The sequence below is a fragment of the Solwaraspora sp. WMMB762 genome (assembly GCF_049179115.1).
Classification (GTDB): Bacteria; Actinomycetota; Actinomycetes; order Mycobacteriales; family Micromonosporaceae; genus Micromonospora_E.
This window is the reverse complement of the sequence record NZ_JBMHMD010000001.1, coordinates 3,370,212-3,389,297: the sequence shown is the minus strand read 5'-3', so window position 1 is coordinate 3,389,297 and position 19,086 is coordinate 3,370,212. Positions and strand designations below refer to the sequence as shown.

General features: G+C 71.0%; 16 protein-coding genes and 1 pseudogene. 12 read left to right on the top strand and 5 right to left on the bottom strand.

Annotated features, from left to right (window positions below; genetic code table 11):
- The first annotated feature begins 56 nt into the window (after positions 1 to 56).
- From ACN27J_RS14965 to ACN27J_RS14945, 5 genes are all read left to right on the top strand, one after another.
- Complete coding sequence (locus ACN27J_RS14965; protein WP_421366874.1) at positions 57 to 683, top strand: 50S ribosomal protein L25/general stress protein Ctc; 627 nt, start codon at positions 57 to 59, stop codon at positions 681 to 683.
- 75 nt (positions 684 to 758) lie between these two features.
- A complete protein-coding gene (pth, locus tag ACN27J_RS14960; protein WP_421366872.1) occupies positions 759 to 1,346 on the top strand; it encodes an aminoacyl-tRNA hydrolase in 588 nt (195 codons plus the stop codon).
- Between the two features lie 114 nt (positions 1,347 to 1,460).
- The gene (locus ACN27J_RS14955; RefSeq protein ID WP_421366870.1) at positions 1,461 to 2,306 is read left to right on the top strand and encodes a 3'(2'),5'-bisphosphate nucleotidase CysQ; all 846 of its coding nucleotides are present in this window, start codon (positions 1,461 to 1,463) and stop codon (positions 2,304 to 2,306) included.
- Positions 2,307 to 2,390: 84 nt separating this feature from the next.
- Positions 2,391 to 3,302, top strand: coding sequence for a sulfate adenylyltransferase subunit CysD (gene cysD / locus ACN27J_RS14950; RefSeq protein WP_421366868.1), 912 nt, complete (start codon positions 2,391 to 2,393; stop codon positions 3,300 to 3,302).
- On the top strand, positions 3,302 to 4,591 hold the full coding sequence (locus tag ACN27J_RS14945; RefSeq protein ID WP_421366866.1) for a sulfate adenylyltransferase subunit 1: 1,290 nt from the start codon (positions 3,302 to 3,304) through the stop codon (positions 4,589 to 4,591). The genes cysD and ACN27J_RS14945 overlap by 1 nt, the downstream gene beginning before the upstream one ends.
- A gap of 57 nt (positions 4,592 to 4,648) precedes the next feature.
- Here the strand turns inward: ACN27J_RS14945 and ACN27J_RS14940 are convergent, their stop codons facing one another.
- Together ACN27J_RS14940 and ACN27J_RS14935 are read right to left on the bottom strand one after the other, a co-directional pair.
- Positions 4,649 to 5,218: a hypothetical protein gene (locus tag ACN27J_RS14940; protein ID WP_421366864.1), complete on the bottom strand. Its 570-nt coding sequence runs from the start codon at positions 5,216 to 5,218 to the stop codon at positions 4,649 to 4,651.
- Positions 5,219 to 5,241: 23 nt separating this feature from the next.
- The gene (locus ACN27J_RS14935) at positions 5,242 to 6,537 is read right to left on the bottom strand and encodes a galactokinase (protein ID WP_421366863.1); all 1,296 of its coding nucleotides are present in this window, start codon (positions 6,535 to 6,537) and stop codon (positions 5,242 to 5,244) included.
- Between the two features lie 169 nt (positions 6,538 to 6,706).
- Here ACN27J_RS14935 and trpS point away from each other — a divergent pair, with 169 nt between their 5' ends.
- From trpS to ACN27J_RS14915, 4 genes and pseudogenes are all read left to right on the top strand, one after another.
- Positions 6,707 to 7,732 carry a tryptophan--tRNA ligase gene (gene trpS, locus ACN27J_RS14930; RefSeq protein WP_421366861.1) on the top strand — a complete coding sequence of 342 codons (1,026 nt, stop codon included), beginning with the start codon at positions 6,707 to 6,709 and terminating at the stop codon, positions 7,730 to 7,732.
- Positions 7,733 to 7,734: 2 nt separating this feature from the next.
- Positions 7,735 to 8,283: a 2'-5' RNA ligase family protein gene (locus ACN27J_RS14925; RefSeq protein WP_421366859.1), complete on the top strand. Its 549-nt coding sequence runs from the start codon at positions 7,735 to 7,737 to the stop codon at positions 8,281 to 8,283.
- 70 nt (positions 8,284 to 8,353) lie between these two features.
- Positions 8,354 to 9,262: pseudogene (locus tag ACN27J_RS14920) on the top strand (YihY/virulence factor BrkB family protein); the annotation flags it as partial.
- Between the two features lie 72 nt (positions 9,263 to 9,334).
- Positions 9,335 to 9,754 carry a hypothetical protein gene (locus ACN27J_RS14915; RefSeq protein WP_278174630.1) on the top strand — a complete coding sequence of 140 codons (420 nt, stop codon included), beginning with the start codon at positions 9,335 to 9,337 and terminating at the stop codon, positions 9,752 to 9,754.
- A 60-nt stretch (positions 9,755 to 9,814) separates the two neighbouring features.
- Here the strand turns inward: ACN27J_RS14915 and ACN27J_RS14910 are convergent, their stop codons facing one another.
- From ACN27J_RS14910 to ACN27J_RS14900, 3 genes are all read right to left on the bottom strand, one after another.
- Positions 9,815 to 12,076, bottom strand: a complete 2,262-nt coding sequence (locus tag ACN27J_RS14910) for a S8 family serine peptidase (RefSeq protein WP_421366858.1) — start codon at positions 12,074 to 12,076, stop codon at positions 9,815 to 9,817.
- A gap of 323 nt (positions 12,077 to 12,399) precedes the next feature.
- Complete coding sequence (locus ACN27J_RS14905) at positions 12,400 to 14,079, bottom strand: glycoside hydrolase family 13 protein (RefSeq protein ID WP_421372241.1); 1,680 nt, start codon at positions 14,077 to 14,079, stop codon at positions 12,400 to 12,402.
- A 95-nt stretch (positions 14,080 to 14,174) separates the two neighbouring features.
- Complete coding sequence (locus tag ACN27J_RS14900) at positions 14,175 to 15,230, bottom strand: LacI family DNA-binding transcriptional regulator (RefSeq protein ID WP_421366856.1); 1,056 nt, start codon at positions 15,228 to 15,230, stop codon at positions 14,175 to 14,177.
- Between the two features lie 153 nt (positions 15,231 to 15,383).
- On the opposite strand from ACN27J_RS14900, the gene ACN27J_RS14895 reads away from it, so the two are divergent.
- Genes ACN27J_RS14895 through ACN27J_RS14885 form a run of 3 tightly spaced genes read left to right on the top strand, consistent with a single transcriptional unit; the run spans position 15,384 to position 19,086 of the window.
- Positions 15,384 to 16,640 (top strand): sugar ABC transporter substrate-binding protein, encoded by a 1,257-nt coding sequence (locus ACN27J_RS14895; protein WP_421366854.1) that lies wholly within the window; start codon positions 15,384 to 15,386, stop codon positions 16,638 to 16,640.
- Positions 16,640 to 18,229 carry an ABC transporter permease subunit gene (locus ACN27J_RS14890; RefSeq protein ID WP_421366853.1) on the top strand — a complete coding sequence of 530 codons (1,590 nt, stop codon included), beginning with the start codon at positions 16,640 to 16,642 and terminating at the stop codon, positions 18,227 to 18,229. The genes ACN27J_RS14895 and ACN27J_RS14890 overlap by 1 nt, the downstream gene beginning before the upstream one ends.
- Positions 18,226 to 19,086 (top strand): sugar ABC transporter permease, encoded by an 861-nt coding sequence (locus ACN27J_RS14885; protein WP_421366852.1) that lies wholly within the window; start codon positions 18,226 to 18,228, stop codon positions 19,084 to 19,086. Before ACN27J_RS14890 ends, ACN27J_RS14885 begins: the two co-directional genes overlap by 4 nt.

The window sequence follows — 19,086 nt, the reverse complement described above, 5'->3', positions numbered from 1 at the left end:
CCCGGAGCCGGATCAGGTTCCCCCGCACGCACTGCCGAAACTCCAGGAGTACTCCCGTGTCCGAGGTAAAGATCAGCGCCGAGCCCCGCACCGAGTTCGGTAAGGGTGGTGCCCGCCGTACCCGCCGGGCCGGCAAGGTGCCCGCCGTGCTGTACGGCCACGGCGAGAAGCCCAAGCACATCGCGTTGCCCGCCCGTGAGTTCGCCGCCGCGATCCGGCACGGCGGCGCCAACCAGCTGTTCGCCATCGACATCACCGACGGCACCCAGGCGTTGGCGTTGACCAAGGCGATCCAGCGTGACCCGGTCAAGGACACCTTCGAGCACGTCGACCTGCTGCTGGTCCGCCGGGGCGAGAAGGTCACCGTGGACATCCCGGTGCAGTTGGTCGGCGAGCCGGCCAAGGGCACCCTGGTGATGCACGAGCACGACACGCTGTCGGTCAGCGCCGAGGCGACCCGGGTGCCGGAGTCGCTGGAGGTGTCGATCGAGGGTCTGGAGCCCGGCTCGCATGTCACCGCCGGCGACGTCCAGCTGCCGGGCGGGGTCGAGCTGACCGTCGACCCGGCGACCGTGCTCGTGGTGGTCTCCGCCGCGCCGAGCGCCGCCCAGCTCGGCGAGGAGACCGGCGAGGAGACGGCCGAGGAGTCCGTCGCCGAGGGCGCCGCCGAGCAGCCGGTCTGACCTGCCGTTCGACGATCCGGGCGTCCCGCTGCCGGCCCTGCCGCGGCGGTGACGCCTTGATCCGTTTCAGGAGGTGTGGTGGAGACGGCACCGTGGCTGGTCGTCGGGCTGGGCAACCCGGGCCGGGAGTACGCCCGTAACCGGCACAACGTCGGTTTCATGGTCGCGGACCTGCTCGCCGGTCGGCTGGCTGTGCGGTTGAGCCGGCACCGTCGGGCGGCGGCCGAGTCCGCCGAGGGTCGGCTCGGCCTGGGCGGGCCGAAGCTGGTGCTGGCGAAGCCGCTGACGTACATGAACCTCTCCGGCGGCCCGGTGGCCGCGTTGGCCAAGTTCTACAAGGTGCCGGTCGAGCAGATCGTCACGGTGCACGACGAGCTGGACATCGACTACGGTCGACTGCGGGTGAAGCAGGGCGGTGGAGAGGGCGGCCACAACGGGCTGCGCTCCATGTCCCGGTCGCTCGGCAGCAAGGAGTACCTGCGGGTCAGGTTCGGGATCGGGCGTCCGCCTGGTCGACAAGATCCAGCAGATTATGTTTTGTCAGATTTCTCGACAACTGAACGCAAGGAACTCGACTTTCTCGTCGATCGGGCCGCTGACCTGGTGGAAGCGGTGGTCGTCCGAGGGCTCGAGTGGGCCCAGAACGCGTACCACAGCACCTGAGAGGCGGCTGTGGCGTTACATCTGGGACAGCTGGATCGTGAACCGGGCAGAACACCGCCCGTGGATTCCGGGTGGACGGCCCGGTGTCCGCCGGGCAGGTACGAGAGGAGCCAGATGAGCACGCCGCCGGTAACCGATGCCGCATTCGCCCGATGGCTCGCCGGGCGCGCCGGCGAGTCGCTGCTCCAGGTCCGTGAGGAGCTGGGGTACGCCGACCCGACCGCGCTCAAGGCGGCCGGTGACAAGGTCTCCCACGACCTGCTCCGTACCGAACTGGCCCGCTGGCGGCCGGCGGACGCGGTGCTGTCGGAGGAGGACGACGGTGCCCGCCAGGCGCTGCCGGACCCGGACGCCGAGACCTCGACGGACGCCGGGCCGTCCCGGCTCACCGCCGACCGGGTGTGGATCATCGACCCGCTCGACGGCACCCGCGAGTTCTCCGAGGAGGGCCGCGCCGACTGGGCGGTGCACGTGGCGCTCTGGTCACGCAGCGGCTCCACCCCGCACCGGCTGGTCGCCGGCGCGGTGGGACTGCCCGCCCAGCACCGCACGATCAGCACCGAGCACCCGCCGCCGTACCCGCCGATGCCCGCGCCCGGCATGCCCGGTTCGGGGGCGATCCGGTTGGCCGCCAGCCGCAGCCGGCCACCGGCCTTCGTCACCGCGCTCGCCGAGCAGCTCGGTGCCGAGCTGGTGCCGATGGGCTCGGCCGGCGCCAAGATCGCCGCGGTGATCGCCGGCGACGCCGACGCCTACGTGCACGCCGGCGGCCAGTACGAGTGGGACTCGGCCGCGCCGGTCGCAGTGGCGACCGCCACCGGTCTGCACGCTTCCCGGATCGACGGATCCGCGCTGCAATACAACGAGGCCAACCCGCGGCTGCCAGATTTGGTGGTCTGCCGACGAGATCTTGCCAGCAAACTGCTCGCAGCGTTGCGGCAGCATCTGCAGGTATCCTGACCCCCTATCTCCAGCTTGCCAACCGGAAAGGTCTGGTATTCGGATGACCAAGCTTCGGATGACCCACAACCAGGGGTGGGTGTGATGACCAACGCGACCCCGTACCGCGTCTCCCACCTCGACGCGCTGGAGGCGGAGAGCATCTTCGTCATGCGCGAGGTCGTCGCCGAGCTGGAGCGGCCGGTGCTGCTCTTCTCCGGCGGCAAGGACTCGATCGTCATGCTGCGGCTGGCGCAGAAGGCGTTCGCCCCGGCCCGGATCCCGTTCCCGGTGATGCACGTCGACACCGGGCACAACTTCCAAGAGGTGCTCGACTACCGGGACCGCCGGGTCGACGAACTCGGCCTGCAACTGGTCGTCGCCAGCGTGCCGGAAGCCCTCGAATCGGGGCTGGTCCACGAGTCGCCGGACGGGATGCGCAACCGCATCCAGACCCCGGTGCTGCTGGCCGCGGTCGAGAAGTACCGGTTCGACGCCCTGTTCGGCGGGGCCCGCCGGGACGAGGAGAAGGCCCGGGCCAAGGAGCGGGTCTTCTCGTTCCGCGACGAGTTCGGTCAGTGGGATCCGAAGAATCAGCGCCCCGAGCTGTGGTCGCTGTACAACGGCCGGCACCACCCGGGCGAGTCGATCCGGGTCTTCCCGCTGTCCAACTGGACCGAGCTGGACGTGTGGCACTACATCGCCCGGGAGCGGATCGAGCTGCCGCCGATCTACTTCGCCCACGAGCGCGAGGTGATCGAGCGCGACGGCATGTTGTACGCCGTCAACGAGTTCATCCAGCCCCGCTCCGGCGAGACGCCGTTCATCGAGCAGGTGCGCTACCGCACCGTCGGCGACGCCTCCTGCACGGCGGCGGTCCGCTCCCCGGCGGACACCGTCGAGAAGGTGATCGACGAGGTCGCCGCAACCCGGATCACCGAGCGCGGGGCCACCCGGGGCGACGACCGGGTCAGTGAGGCCGCCATGGAGGACCGCAAGCGGGAGGGCTACTTCTGATGACGGTGACGGCTGACGCCCCCACCACCCGGGCCATGGACCTGCTGCGGTTCGCCACCGCCGGCAGCGTCGACGACGGCAAGTCGACCCTGATCGGTCGGCTGCTCTACGACACCAAGTCGCTCTTCACCGACCAGCTGGAAGCGGTCGAGGCGGTCAGCGCGGCCCGCGGCGACGAGTACACCAACCTGGCGCTGCTCACCGACGGCCTGCGCGCCGAACGGGAGCAGGGCATAACCATCGACGTGGCGTACCGCTACTTCGCCACCCCCCGGCGAAAGTTCATCATCGCCGACACCCCCGGGCACACCCAGTACACCCGCAACATGGTGACCGGTGCCTCCACCGCCGACCTGGCGCTGATCCTGGTCGACGCCCGCAAGGGTCTGGTCGAGCAGTCCCGCCGGCACGCGTTCCTCTGCTCCCTGCTGCGGGTGCCGCACCTGGTGCTCTGCGTCAACAAGATGGACCTGGTCGACTGGGACCAGTCGGTCTACGAGACGATCGCCGACGAGTTCACCACCTTCGCCGCAAAGCTGGAGGTGCCCGACCTGTCGGTCATCCCGATCTCGGCGTTGAACGGCGACAACATCGCCACCCGGTCGGAGCGCAGCCCCTGGTACGAAGGCCCGTCGCTGCTGCACCACCTGGAGCACGTGCACATCGCCTCCGACCGGAACCTGGTCGACGTGCGGTTCCCGGTGCAGTACGTGATCCGGCCACAGTCGACCATTGTCACCGACTACCGGGGCTACGCCGGCCAGGTCGCCTCCGGGGTGCTCAAGCCCGGCGACGAGGTGATGGTGCTGCCGTCCGGGCTGACCAGCACGATCGCCAGCATCGAGACCGCCGACGGCCCGGTCGACGAGGCGTTCCCGCCGATGTCGGTGACCGTACGGCTCACCGACGAGCTGGACATCTCCCGGGGCGACCTGATCTGCCGGCCGCACAACGCGCCCACCCCGGCCCAGGACGTCGAGGCGATGATCTGCTGGATGGACGAGACGCGGCCACTGCAGGTGGGCGGCAAATACGCCATCAAGCACACCACCCGCAGCGCCCGCGCCGTGGTCCGTGGCGTGCAGTACCGGCTGGACGTCAACACGTTGCACCGCGACGAGTCCGCCAGCCAGCTCGGCCTCAACGACATCGGTCGGGTCACCTTCCGGACCACGGTCCCGCTGCTCACCGACGAGTACCGGCGTAACCGGACCACCGGCGGTTTCATCCTGATCGACGAGTCGACGAACCGGACCGCCGCCGCCGGCATGATCATCGAAGCCGGCTGATCCTGGGCTGACGGGTCGGGTCCGCTGTCACTGGCGGGCCCGACCCTGCGGCTGAGCTCACCAGCGTCCGTAGACCGGGGCCCGGCCGGCGGCCAACGCGCCGAGCGCGGCCACGATCTGGGTGCTGCCGCAGTCCAGCAGCATGGTCGGCACCATCAGCCGGGCACCCGGCGGCACCGCCGGGTGCGGCGTCTGCGCGTCGATGAAGATCAGATCCTCGATCCCGGTACGGCGGACCTGCACCGCCGACACCGCGTCCCACGGCAGCCAGACCGGGTTGGCGCGGAAACTGCCGTTCGCCACCCAGACCCCGGTCCGGTCGGCGGCCAGCACCGGGCCACGGCCGGTGAACCGGCCGTGCCACATGGTCACCGTCGCGGCCAGCAACCCGCCGAGCAGCAGCACCGGCAGACCGGCCAGCGCCATCGTCGCCGAGCGGCCGACCGCCGCCTCCCTCGCGACCAGGTACGCCACCCCGCCGAGCAGCCCACCGGCCAGCAACCAGCAGACGGCGGCCAGCCCGCCGGCCCAGATCAGGAACCGGCGTCCGTCGATCCGGACCAGGAACGGGATGTCCTCTGCCGGCCGGTCGGTCATCTCCTGCACCACGGGCACCTCCGCCGCCACTGGTCTAATGTGTCGCGGCGAGGTTAGTGGATCCGTTCGGCTCCCGCGCAGGGCAGGGCGGTGAAGAACGTCGGTGGCGGGAAGCCGTGGTCGGCGTACGCGGCGCCCACTGTGGCCGCCACCCGGTCGGCGGCATCCGCATCGACCAGCGCCAACACGCAACCGCCAAAGCCACCGCCGGTCATCCGGGCCCCGTACGCGCCGCCGGCCAGCGCCGCGGTCACCGCGACGTCCACCTCCGGCACGGTGATCTCGAAGTCGTCGCGCATCGACGCGTGCGAGGCGGTCAGCAGCGGGCCGATCTCGCGGACCCGGCCGGACCGCAGCAGCGTCACCGTCTCGCGGACCCGGTGGTTCTCGGTGACGACGTGCCGGACCCGGCGTCGCGTCGGGTCGTCCGGCAGCCGGTCCAGCGCGGCCGGCAGACCGTCGACCGGCACGTCGCGAAGCGCGGGCACGCCGAGCAGCCCGGCCGCCCGTTCGCAGGCGGCCCGGCGGGCGGCGTACTCCCCGGAGACGTGTCGGTGCGGGGCCCGGGTGTCGACCACCAGGACGGCCAGCCCGGCGGCGGCCAGGTCGAACGGGACGTGGTCGACGTCGAGCGACCGGCAGTCGAGGAACAGCGCGTGCCCGGCCCGGCAGCGGATCGACGCCGACTGGTCCATGATCCCGCAGGGCACGCCGGCGTAGCCGTTCTCTGCCCGCTGGGCCAGCGCCGGCCGCCGGTCCACCGGCAGCCGGTCGGGGCCGATGCCACCGAGGTCGGCCAGGGCGGTCAGCACCGCGGCCTCCAGCGCCGCCGACGACGACAGGCCGGCGCCGAGCGGTACGTCGGACGCGATCGCCATCCGGGCGGCCGGTACGGGGTACCCGGCCTCGCGCAGCGCCCACACCACGCCGGCGACGTAGCCGCCCCAGCCGTCGACCGCGCCGGGCCGGTCCGCGTCGGCGGCGCTGAACGCGATCTCCTCGCCGGACTGCTCCGACCAGACGGTCCAGCCGGGCTCTGCCGGTCCGGCTGGCGCTGCCGGGCCGCCCTGCGCTGCCGGGCCGCCCTGCGCTGCCGGGCCGCCCTGCGCTGCCGGTCCGGCCTGCGCTGCGGGGCCGGCCGCGACGACGGTGCGGTGCGGCAGGGCGAACGGCAGCACGAAGCCGTCGTTGTAGTCGGTGTGCTCGCCGATCAGGTTGACCCGCCCGGGTGCCGCCCACGAACCGGCTGGCGGTACGCCGTACCGCTGCTGGAAGCCGTCGTGGGCGCGGCGGGTGACCGGCCCCGCGTCGCTGTCGCGTGGGCCGCCGGCGGCTACCGGGAGTGTCACGATCGGTGTCCCTTCACTCCGCCGGTCGTCCGGTGAAGATTTCACCACATCCGGCCAGGAATCAACAGTGGCGACGGGTAAATCCAACAGAGCCGAACATTGCCGACCGGCGGCGGCCGGTCGGATACCGGCGAGACATCGATCCACCGGTGCTGTCAGAATTGTCGACATGTCCGAGCCCGCCTCCCGCCCCCGGGTGCTCTCCGGCATCCAGCCCACCGCCGACTCGTTCCACCTCGGCAACTACCTCGGCGCGGTGCGCAACTGGGTGGCGATGCAGGACACCCACGACACCTTCTACTGCGTGGTCGACCTGCACGCGATCACCGCCGGCCACGACCCGCAGGTGCTGCGCCAGCGGACCCGGGTGGCCGCCGCCCAGCTGCTCGCCGCCGGCCTCGACCCGGGCCGGTGCACCCTGTTCGTCCAGTCCCAGGTGCCGCAGCACGCCCAGCTCGCCTGGGTGATGGGCTGCATCACCGGGTTCGGCGAGGCGAGCCGGATGACCCAGTTCAAGGACAAGTCCGCCAAGCAGGGCGCCGAGCGGGCCAGCGTCGGGCTGTTCACCTACCCGGTGCTGCAGGCCGCCGACATCCTGCTCTACCAGGCCGACGCGGTCCCGGTCGGCGAGGATCAGCGGCAGCACCTGGAGCTCACCCGGGACCTGGCGCAGCGGTTCAACACCCGGTTCGGCGCCACCTTCACCGTGCCGGCCCCGTACATCGTGCGGGACACCGCCAAGATCCTCGACCTGCAGGACCCGACCGCCAAGATGTCCAAGTCGTCGTCCTCCCCGGCCGGCATCATCGACCTGCTGGATGACCCGGCCAAATCGGCCAAGAAGATCCGCTCGGCGGTCACCGACACCGGCCGCGAGATCATCTACGATCCGGAGAGCAAGCCCGGCATCAGCAACCTGCTCACCATCTACGCCGCGCTCAGCGGCCGGACGCTCGACGAGCTGACCGCCGCGTACCAGGGCAAAGGCTACGGTGACCTGAAGAAGGACCTGGCGGAGGTGGTGGTGGAGTTCGTCCGGCCGATCCAGGAGCGCACCCGCGGCTACCTCGACGACCCGGTCCAGCTGGACAAGATCCTGGCGATCGGCGCGGGGAAGGCCGAGGCGGTGGCGGCCGCGACGCTCGCCGCCGTGTACGACCGGGTCGGTTTCCTGGCACCCGCGGGGACTGTCTGACAGTGTCCGTCATCGGCGCGCGCCCAGCTCCCGGTCAGGTGCGGATCGGCGTCGCCATCGACATCCCGCAGCCCTGGGGCGAGGAGCTGACCCGCCGCCGGGCCGAGGCCGGCGACCCGGCCGCCGAGTACGTGCCCGCGCACATCACCCTGCTCGGCCCGACCGACATTGTCGAAGGCCAGCTGGCCGAGGTGGAGGCGCACCTGGCGGCGGTGGCCGCCGCGCATCCGCCGTACCCGTTGCACCTGCGCGGGACCGGGACGTTCCGGCCGATCACCGAGGTGGTCTTCGTCGCGGTGGCGGCCGGGATCAGCGAGTGCGAGCTGCTCGCCTCGGCGATCGGCGCCGCCGACCAGCTCGTCCGGGAGAGCCGGTTCGCGTACCACCCGCACGTGACCGTCGCCCAGGACGTGCCGACCGACGCGATGGACAAGGTCTACGACGACCTCGCCAGCTTCGAGGCGCAGTTCGAGGTCGACTCGTTCACGCTCTTCTCGCACAGCGGTGAGGGGCGGTGGCGTCCGCGCCGGGATTTTCCACTCGGCGGCTGACCACCCGGCAGCGTCCCGGCGCACCGGGATGACGAGTGCACCGGGGTGACCGGTGCACCAGGATGACGGGGTGAACGTTTTCGGCCGGGCCTGGTCCGGCACCCAGCGGGCGCTGGACCGGTCCCGGCGGCGGTACCCGCGCCTGGACCACCTCTGGCGGGCGGTGGAACGCTACAACCAGGTGCTGGGCGGGCGGCTGGCCGCCGCGATCGCGTACTACGGGTTCTTCGCCGTCTTCGCCCTCGGCCTGGTCGCGTACTGGGTATTCGGTGCCCTGGTGGAGGCCAACGCCGAGGTCAGCGCGGCGGTCGCCGACTTCCTGCTGCAGAACCTGCCGTTTCTCGACCTGGCCCAGATCCAGCGCAACAGTGGCCAGGTCGGTGTCGTCGGCCTGGTGCTGCTCGCATTGACCGGCATCGGCTGGGTGGAGGCGATCCGCTCGTCGCAACGGTTCGTCTACCGGCTCGACCAGCAGCCCGGCTACTTCGGCGTACGGCAGGTCGTCGACCTGGCCGTGCTCGTCGGGGTGTTCCTGCTGATCGGTGTCTCGGTCGGTGCGGTAGACGCGCTGCGGTCGCTGCTCGGCTGGCTGCTCGGCGAGGATTCGGTGGCCGCGACCGTCGCCAGCGTGCTGCTCGCCTTCGTGATCAACCTGGTGCTCGCCTCGGCGCTGCTGGTCGCGGTGCCCCGGCTGCGGATGTCCGCCCGGCGGCTGGTCGCCCCGATCCTCGTGGTGGCGCTCGGCCTGACCGTGCTGAACACGGCCGGGCGGTTCTACGTCGGCCGGTTCGAGCGCAATCCGGCGTACACCGTGGTGGCCGGCGCGGTCGGTCTGCTGATCTACCTTTATCTGCTCAACCAGCTGCTGCTGTTCGGCGCGGCGCTGGCGGCGACCAGCCGGCACGGCCGGGTGGTCGATCTGGCGGCCCGGCGGAAGGTCGACCTGACCGCCCGGCGGACAGCCGGGCGGACGGCCGGGACGGCACCGCCAAAAGCAGTAAAAGCCGCAAAAGCCGTCGGCGGTCTCGGTCGTACGACGATGATCGGTCAGGTGGGGGCACTAGTCACGCTTGAGCTGCCGGACGACTCACCGGCGCACACGATGCCGTGGATCATCACCTTCGGTCCGCTCGGCGACCAGGACGGCGAGTGGGAACCGGTGGTGTGCGGGCCGTACGAACGGGCGCACGCGCTGGCCCTGGCCGAGACGGTGGTCGCCGACGAGGAGCTGATGGCGGTGGTCGAGCCGCTGCTCACCCTGGTCACCGTCGAGGAGATCCGCGGCGAGCTGGCCGCCGCTCAGGCCTCCGCCGACGAGGACGTCGCCGAGTACGACGACTTCGAGGACCTGGTCGGCGGCAACGACGCCGAACCGCAGGAGCGGCACGTCGAACCGTCGCCGCCGCCGTCACCGGACGAGGTACGCGCGGGCATGGCCCGGATCGCCAGCATCCTGACGACCCGGGCCTGACCGGTACGGCCGTAGCGCCCGTTGACCGGGCCGACGGCCGGGAAGCCGCCCGTGCTGACTTTACGGTCGCAGCGTCAGCCGCCAGCTGTCGATGTACGCCGGACCCGATTCGCCCCAGTAGTGGTCCTGGACCCGCAGCTTCCAGACGCCGTTCGGGTCGTCGTACCCGGACGCGTCGACGACGAAGGTCCGGAACATGTTGGGCAGACCCATGCCGTTGACGCCCTGCAGGGTGAACACCCGTCCGTCCGGGGCGACCAGTTCGTAGCTGAGGTCACGCGACCACGGGTGGACCACCCGTACGTCCACCCACGCGCTGCGCCGCGAGACAGGGTCGCAACCGCTCACCGTGATCGGGCTCTCGGCGGTCGCCCGGTCACCGATCGGCACGTCGGTGGTCGCCTGGCCGCCGCAGACCGGTAGGGGCAGATCCGCTCCGGCGAGGTTCAGCCGCCAGGAGTCGAAGAACCCGGAGCCGGTCGGGCCGGAGTCGTAGACCCGCAGGCGCCAGGTCCCGTCGGCCACCTTGTCGGACAGGTCGTACGTGAACGTGTGGTCGACGTTCGGGGCGGCTCCGTGACCGGTACGGGCCAGCAGGAAGTAGCGGGTGCCGTCGGGGGCGAACAGCTCCACCTGCAGGTCGGTGATGGCGGTGTGCTCGATGCGTACCGCGATGGTGCTGTTGGCGGCGGCGTTGCCCGCGCAGCCGGTGATGGTGATCGGGACGTCGACGAACCCGCCGAACAACGGCAGCGGGGTGTCGGTCTCGTTGGCACCGAGACAACCTGGCAGCGCCTCGACGGTGAGGACGAACCTGGCGATCCGGGTGGCGTGCGGGCCGGTGCCGACGATGTGCACCCGGTAGGTGCCGGCAGCGGTGACCGCCGTGGTGGCGATGGTCAGGGTGGTGCTGCCGGCCGAGCCGATGGTGGCCGGGTCGAAGGTGGCGGTCGCGCCGGACGGCAGCCCGGCGACGCTCAGGTCGACCGACTGTGCGGAGCCGGCGGTGACGGTCGCCGTGACAGTGGTGGTGACGCTGCCACCGGGCGCGACGGTGCCGCTGGTCGGGGCGACGGCCAGGGCGAAGTCGTGGGCGGGGACGGTGCCGTCGATGTGCAGCAGCCGGTTCGGGGAGCCGGCACCCGGGTCAGTCACGACGCCGGGGGTGGCGGCGTCGAGCAGCGCGGTGGTGACCTGGGCCGGGGTGTAGTCGGGGTGCTCGGCGAGGATCAGCGCTGCCGCACCGGCGACGTGTGGGGCGGCCATCGACGTGCCGCTGGCCGGGCGGGCGGCGCTGTCGCTGGTGATCCCGGCCGAGACGATGTCGGTGCCGGGGGCGAAGATGTCGACGCAGTCGCCGATGTTGGAGAACGGCGCGCGGGTGTCGTCGGGCCTGGTGGCGGCGACGGTGATCGCCTGCGGGGCGCGGCCGGGGGAGTAACCGCAGGCGTCGGCGCCGGTGTTGTTGCCGGCCGCGACGACGTAGGTGACGCCGTCGGCGACGGAGCGGGCCAGCGCCTGGTCCGTGGGAGCGTAGCCGAGCCCGCCGAGGCTCATGTTGGCCACGGCCGGCTCGCCCGGCTGGTGGTCGGCGGTCACCCAGTCGATGCCGGCGATCACGGTGGCGACGGTGCCGTTGCCGCCGCAGTTGAGCACCCGTACGGCGACCAGCTCCACGTTCTTGGCGACGCCGTACGTGGTGCCGCCGACCGTGCCCGCGACGTGTGTGCCGTGCCCGCTGCAGTCGGACGCGTCGTCGTCGTTGTCGATGGTGTCGCGCCCGGAACGCACCCGCCCGGTGAACTCGTCGTGCGACATCCGGATCCCGGTGTCGATGACGTAGACCCGTACGGACGACGCGACGCTCGGATAGGTGTACGTGTCGTCGAGTGGCAGGTTTCGCTGGTCGATCCGGTCCAGGCCCCAGGACGGCGTCGGAGCCTGAACGTCGGCGGCGGTCACCGTGTGGTTCTGGGTCACCGAGGCCACCCGCGGATCGGCGGCGAGCCGGCGGGCCTGGCGCGGCGACAGGTGGACCTCGAAGCCAGGTAGCGCGTGCCGGTAGACCCGGGCGACGTCGCCGCCGTACCGGTCGGCCAGGGAGCGCGCGGCGCGGTCGACCGCGTCGACCGCGCCGGCCGCCTCGGTGGCGTCGGCGGCGACCGCTGAGTCGGCCAGCACGACGATGTAGGAGTCCGCGACGGCGGTCGGGCCGCCGACGGCGTGCACCGTCGCCTCGGGCACGGCGGCCACCGCCGGGGCGGCCGGGACCAGTGCCAGCAGCGTCGTCGCCACCAACACACCTGTACGTTTCGATACCATCGGTTCTTCCTTCCCGGCTCACCGGACATCTCCTCAATAGGGGAGCATCGATGAATCGGGTTGGAAACCTTCCGGTAACGGACTTGAGGGTGTTGCCTGGCTTATCGGCACCACTGGCCGATGGACATCCGGCAATCTCGTCCAGACGCGGTGGTGCCCCGGGACCATTTCTGGTCCCGGGGCACCGTCACCACCTTCGCCCCCCACCACAAGGGGTCTTTGCCCAGCCGCCCGGCGGCGCTTCCGGCTCGACGAACGACCGGTGTTTCCTGCTTCGGGCCATACCCGGCGGCAGGCCGTCGTAAACCTGCCGTCCGAACCGGTCAGGCCGGCTGGAACCAGGCGGCGGCGTCGACCGGCAGCAGCTGGCGACCGGGCGGTCCGGCCAACGGCGCGCTGGTGATCAGCGGTACGCCGTACCCGTCGACCGCCACCGGCGCACCACTGAGGTTGACCACGCAGACCAGCGCGGCCGTGTCGTCGCCCGCGTCGCCCGCACCGGTCCTGCCGTCGGCGGTGCGGCGGAACGCCAGCACGCCCGGCCCGGACTCCAGCCAGGTCAGCCCGGTGCCGTCGCCGGCCGGGGCGTCCCGCAGCGCCGGGTGCTCGGCGCGGATGGCGAGGGCCCGCCGGTACAGCTGCAACGTCGACGACTTGTCGCCGGCCTGCGCCTGCGCGGTCAGCGGCGCCCAGCCGGCCGGGGCCGGCAGCCAGGATTCGACCGAGCCGGCCGGCCCGAAGCCGTACGGCGGGTCCTCGCCGCTCCACGGCAGCGGCACCCGGCAGCCGTCGCGGCTGCGCCCGGTACGGCCGAACGCCGGGTCCTGGCGCAGGTGGTCGGGCAGATCGAGGACCTCCGGCAGGCCCAACTCCTCACCCTGGTAGAGGTAGGTGCTGCCGGGCAGGGCGAACATCAGCAGTGCGGCGGCGCGGGCCCGGCGCAGCCCGACCTCGCCGTCGCCGTACCGGGTGACGTGCCGTTGTTTGTCGTGGTTGGACAGCACCCAGGTGGTCGGCGCGCCGACGATCGTCGCTTCGGCGAGCGCGCTGTCGATCACCTTGTGGAACGAGTCGGCCGACCAGGTGGCGTCGAGGAAGTCGAAGTTGAACGCTTGGTGCAACTCGTCCGGGCCGATGTAGCGGGCCAGCCGCTGCGGGGTCTCCGCCCAGGCTTCGGCGACCGCCATCCGCCCGCCCGGGTAGCTGTCCAGGATCGGCCGCCAGGCGCGGTAGATGTCGTGCACCTCGTCCTGGTCGAAGTACGGCAGCCGGCCCTTGCCGAGCAGCTCGATCTGCCGGCGGCCGGTGGTGGCCGAGGTCCAGCCGATGTCCGGCAGCCCGTCGGCCTTGATCATCCCGTGGGCGACGTCGATGCGGAACCCGTCGACGCCCCGGTCGAGCCAGAACCGCAGGATCTGCTCGAACTCGGCGCGGACCTCCGGGTGTCGCCAGTTGAGGTCGGGCTGCGCCGGGTCGAACAGGTGCAGGTACCACTGGCCGTCGGGCAGCCGGGTCCAGGCCGGCCCGCCGAAGATCGACTCCCAGTCGTTCGGCGGCTCGTCGCCGTTTTCGCCGCGGCCGTCGCGGAACATGTACCGCTCACGCTCCGCCGACCCGGGCGCGGCGGCGAGCGCCGCGACAAACCACGGGTGTACGTCGGAGGTGTGGTTCGGCACGATGTCGACGATGATCCGCAGGCCGAGCGCGTGCGCGTCGGTGATCATCTCGTCGAAGTCGGTGAGGTCGCCGAACATCGGGTCGACCTGGCGGTAGTCGGCGACGTCGTAGCCGCCGTCGACCATCGGGGAGCGGTAGAACGGGGTCAGCCAGAGCGCGTCGACGCCGAGGTCGCGCAGGTACGGCAGGCGGCTGCGGATGCCCTGCAGGTCACCGATGCCGTCGCCGTCGGAGTCGGCGAAGCTGCGCACGTACACCTGGTAGACGGCGGCGGTCCGCCACCAGTCGTCGCGGGCGGTGCGGGGCGCGGCCTGGGCAGGATCGATCGTCACGGGTTCCCCGTCCTGTCGGTGCGGTGCTGGCTCTGCTCCGAGCATGCCTGCCGGTTCTTGCAAGAGTCAAGCAACCCTTGCGCAAGCTCTCAGCTGGTGGGCGCTGCTGCGGCGGCGGCGAGGTGGGTGATCTGGGGGGCGATGCCGGTGGAGCCACGGGCGACCAGTTCGGGGCGGAACACGTACTCGGAGTTGGGGGCGGCGTGCCCGTTGATCTCGTCGACCAGGGCGCGGACCGCCGCCACCGCCATCGCGATCACCGGCTGGCGCAGCGTGGTCAGCGGCGGACCGGTGAACGCCATCAGCGGCGAGTCGTCGTAACCGACCACCGACACGTCCCCGGGCACCGACAGGCCACGCTGGCGGGCGGCCCGGATCGCGCCGAGTGCCATCAGGTCGGAGCCGCAGGTGATGCCGGTGACGCCCTTGTCCAGCAACCGGTTCGCCGCCGCCTTGCCACCCTCCACACCAAACAGTGACAGTGCGATCAGCTCGTCGATCTCGGCGTCGCTGGCACCGGCGAGGCGGCGCATCGCCGCCCGGAAGCCGGCCAGTTTGCGCTGCACCGGCAGGAACCGGTCCGGGCCGGTGATCAGCCCGATCCGCCGGTGGCCGAGGGAGACGAGATGTTCTACGGCCAGCTCGCCGGCTTCCCGGTCGTCGCAGGAGACAAACGGCGCTTCGATGCCTTCGGCGTACCCGTTGATCAGCACGATCGGCAGCGGCCGGGCGATCAGTTTGCGGTAGCGCTCGTGGTCGGCGGCGGTGTCGGCGTGCAGGCCGGAGACGAAGACGATGCCGGCGACCTGCCGGTCCAGCAGCATCTCCACGTACTCGTCCTCGGTGACGCCGCCGGGGGTCTGGGTGCAGAGCACCGGCGTGTAGCCGGACTGGGCGAGGGCGGACTCGATGGTCTGCGCGAACGCCGGGAAGATCGGGTTGTCCAGCTCCGGCACCACGAGGCCGACCAGGCCGGCGCTGCGTTTGCGCAGCCGGGCGGGGCGTTCGTAGCCGAGTACGTCGAGCGCGGTCAGCACCGCCTGGCGGGTTTCGGCTGCCACTCCGGGGCGGTCGTTGAGTACCCGGGACACCGTGGCCTCGCTGACGTCGGCCTGGCGGGCGATGTCGGACAGTCGTGCGCGCATGGCGTTCACGGTAGCGCACCGGCAAGTTCTTGCGACGGTGCCTGCAAGCCCTTCCATTACTTGCAACGCCTTGCTAACGTCCCGGCAACACAGGACAACGTCCGTGCCGCAAATCGGCACCGTACTGCAATAGCTTCCACGACAGGAGTCCCGATGCGCGTCCGTACCACGTCGGTGGCCGCCGGGCTGGCCGCCGCGCTCGCGCTGGCCGCCGCCGGCTGCGGCAGCAGCGACGGCGAACCCGCCACCACCGACAGCCCCGACGCCGCCGCCGGCGGCACCCTGGTCATCTGGGCCGACGACAAGCGCAGCGCCGCCCTCGCCCCGTTCGCCGAGAAGTTCGGCGCCGAGAACGGCGTCACCGTCGAGGTCCAGGCCATCAGCAAGGACCAGCAGACCACCTTCGTCACCGCGTCGCAGCAGGGCAGCGGCCCGGACGTGATGGTCGGCGCGCACGACTGGATCGGCAACCTGGTGCAGAACGGCGCCATCGAGCCGGTCCAGCTCACCGCCGACCAGACCGCCGGCTTCGCCGAGGTCGCCATCCAGGCCGTCACCTTCAACGGCCAGGTCTACGGCGTCCCGTACGCCATGGAGAACGTCGCCCTGATCCGCAACACCGCGCTCGCCCCCGACGCCCCCGCGACGATCGAAGAGCTCGTCGCCACCGGCCAGCAGCTCAAAGCCGACGGCAAGGTGTCGGAGATCCTCTGCCTGCAGGTCGGGCAGAACGGCGACGCCTACCACCTGTACCCGCTCTACACCTCGGCCGGCGGCAGCCTGTTCGGCACCACCGCCGAAGGCGACTACGACCCGGCGCAGCTCGGCGTCGGCACCCCGGAGTCGATCGCCGCGTTCGAGAAGATCGCCACGCTGGGCGAGAAGGGCAAAGGCGCGCTGAAGCGCTCCATTACCCCGGAGAACTCGATCGCCACCTTCACCAGCGGCAAGTGCGCCTTCCTGGTCTCCGGGCCGTGGGCGATCACCGACGCCAAGGGCGCTGACATCGCGTACGACATCAGCCCGGTCCCCGGCTTCGCCGATGGCGCCGAAGCGCAGCCGTTCGTCGGGGTGCAGACGTTCTACGTCGCCGCCAAGGGCAAGAACAAGGCCCTGGCGCAGGAGTTCGTCGCCAACTACACCACCCAGACCGACCTGGCCGTCGCCCTGTACGAGGCCGAGCCGCGCCCGCCGGCGCTGACCGCCGCCCTGGAGCAGGTCGCCGGGGCCGATCCGGATCTGGCGAAGTTCCAGCAGGCCGGGCAGGGCGGCGCGGTGCTGCCGGCGATCCCCGAGATGGCCGCCATCTGGGACCCGTTCGGCAAGGCCGAAGCCGCGATCGTCGGCGGTGCCGACGTGGCGAGCACCATCACCGCCGCCGGTCAGACGATCGCCGAACAGATCAAGTAATGCGCGACACCGGACCAACCGGAGCGGGGCCCGCCGAGCAGCGGGCCCCGCACCCGGTCACGGCCGGCGGTCTGCTGGCCAAGGCGCTGCTGCTCGGCCTGGTCGCGGCGATCGCGATCTGGGCGGCGTTCCCGCTGATCGACGCCGAGGCGTGGGTCGGACTCGGCATCCTGGTCGTCACGACCGCCGGCATCGGCTACCTCTACCTGGGTCGGCGACACGTGCCGGCGAAGTACCTGATCCCCGGCACCCTGTTCCTGATCGCCTTCCAGATCTTCCCGGTGCTCTACACCGCCTCCACCGCGTTCACCAACTTCGGCGACGGACACCGGGGCAGCAAAACTGAGGCGATCGCGGCCATCCAGGCCACGTCGGTGGTCCAGGTCCCAGGATCCATTGAGTACGCGATGACCGTCGCCACGGTCGGCGATGCTGCCACCGGTGACCTGGTGCTGCTGGTCGTCGACCCGGCCGACGGGGTCGTCTACGCCGGCGACGCCGACGGGTTGACCGAGCTGCCGGCCGGCGACGTCACCGTCACCGACGCCGGCAAGGTGACGTCGGCCGACGGGTTCACGCTGCTCAACGCCGGCCAGGCCAGTGCCCGCAGCCAGGAGATCACCGACCTGGCGGTGCCGACCGACGACGGGGCGATCCGCTCCATCGGGCTGTCGAGGGCGTACGAAGGGGTCGCGGTCCGGGCGTACGACGACGATTGTGACTGTGTCACCGACACCGTGACGGGCACGGTGTGGACGGCCGACGACGACGCCGGCTCGTTCGTCTCCGCCGACGGTGACCGGCTGCTACAGGGCTGGCGGGTCGGCGTCGGCCTGGACAACTTCACCCGCGTGCTGACCGACCGCAGCATCTCCGGGCCGTTCCTCGGCACCCTGGTCTGGAACTTCGCCTTCGCGATCGGCTCCACCGGCGGCACCTTCGTCCTCGGGCTGCTCTGCGCCCTGGCGCTGCACTCCGACCGGGTCCGTGGCCGCAACCTCTACCGGGTGCTGCTGATCCTGCCGTACGCGATGCCGTCGTTCGCGATGCTGCTGGTCTGGCGGGACATGTTCAACACCGACTTCGGGCTGATCAACCAGTTCTTCGGGTTGACTGTGGACTGGTTTGGGCAGGACTGGTCGGCCCGGCTGGCGGTGATCGGCGTACAGCTGTGGCTCGGGTACCCGTACATGTTCCTGGTCGCCACCGGCGCGTTGCAGGCCATCCCGAAGGAGCTGACCGAGGCCAGCTCGATCGACGGCGCGAACCCGTGGCAGGCGTTCCGCCGGGTGACGCTGCCGCTGCTGCTGGTGGCGTTGACGCCGCTGCTGATCGCCTCGTTCGCGTTCAACTTCAACAACTTCAACGCGATCTATCTGACGACCGAGGGTGGGCCGTTCCCGGCGGACAACCCGAGCGTCGGCGCGACGGACCTGCTGATCACCTACACGTACCGGTTGGCGTTCGGTGCGGCCGGCGCCCAGTACGGCTTCGCCGCCGCCATCTCGATCTTCATCTTCACGATCGTCGCGGTGATCTCCGCGGTCAGCTTCCGGCGCACCCGGCAACAGGAAGAGGTGTACGCGTGAACCGGCGTACGTTGACCCGTTGGCTGGGTCGGGTCGGCTGGCGGCACCTGGTGGCGCTGCTGGCCGTGGCGTTCTCGCTGTTCCCGATCGTGTTCGTGCTGTCGGCGGCGGTGAACCCGCTGGGCACCCTGTCGTCGACCGACCTGTTCCCGACCGGGGCGTCGGGCAACAACTTCCGGCGGCTGTTCGCCGACACGTCGTTCGGTCGCTGGTTCGGCAACTCGCTGCTGATCGCCGGGCTGGCGTCGTTCGCGTCGGTGTTCCTGTCGTCGCTGGCGGCGTACGCCTTCTCCCGGATGCGGTTCCGGGGCCGGCGGGTCGGTCTGCTGTCGCTGCTGCTGATCCAGATGTTTCCGCAGTTCCTGGCGATCGTCGCGATCTTCCTGATCTTCTCGACGATCACCGACCTGTGGCCGACGATCGGGTTCAACACCCCGTGGGGGCTGATGCTGCTCTACCTCGGTGGCGCGCTCGGGGTGAACACCTGGCTGATGAAAGGCTTCTTCGACACCCTGCCGAGGGAGTTGGACGAGTCGGCCACCATGGACGGAGCGTCGCACGCCCAGGTGTTCTTCCGGATCATGCTGCCGCTGGTGGCGCCGATCCTGGCGGTCACCGGGCTGCTGGCGTTCATCAACACCATCAACGAGTTCCTGATCGCCAACGTCTTCCTGACCAACCCGGAGGCGAAGACGCTGGCGGTCGGCATGTACGGCCTGGTGGCGGGGGAGCGGAACAACAACTTCGGGATCTTCGCCGCCGGCACCCTGCTGACGGCGGTCCCGACGGTGCTGGTGTTCCAGCTGCTCAGCCGCTACATCGTTTCCGGTCTCACCTCCGGGTCTGTGAAGGGTTAG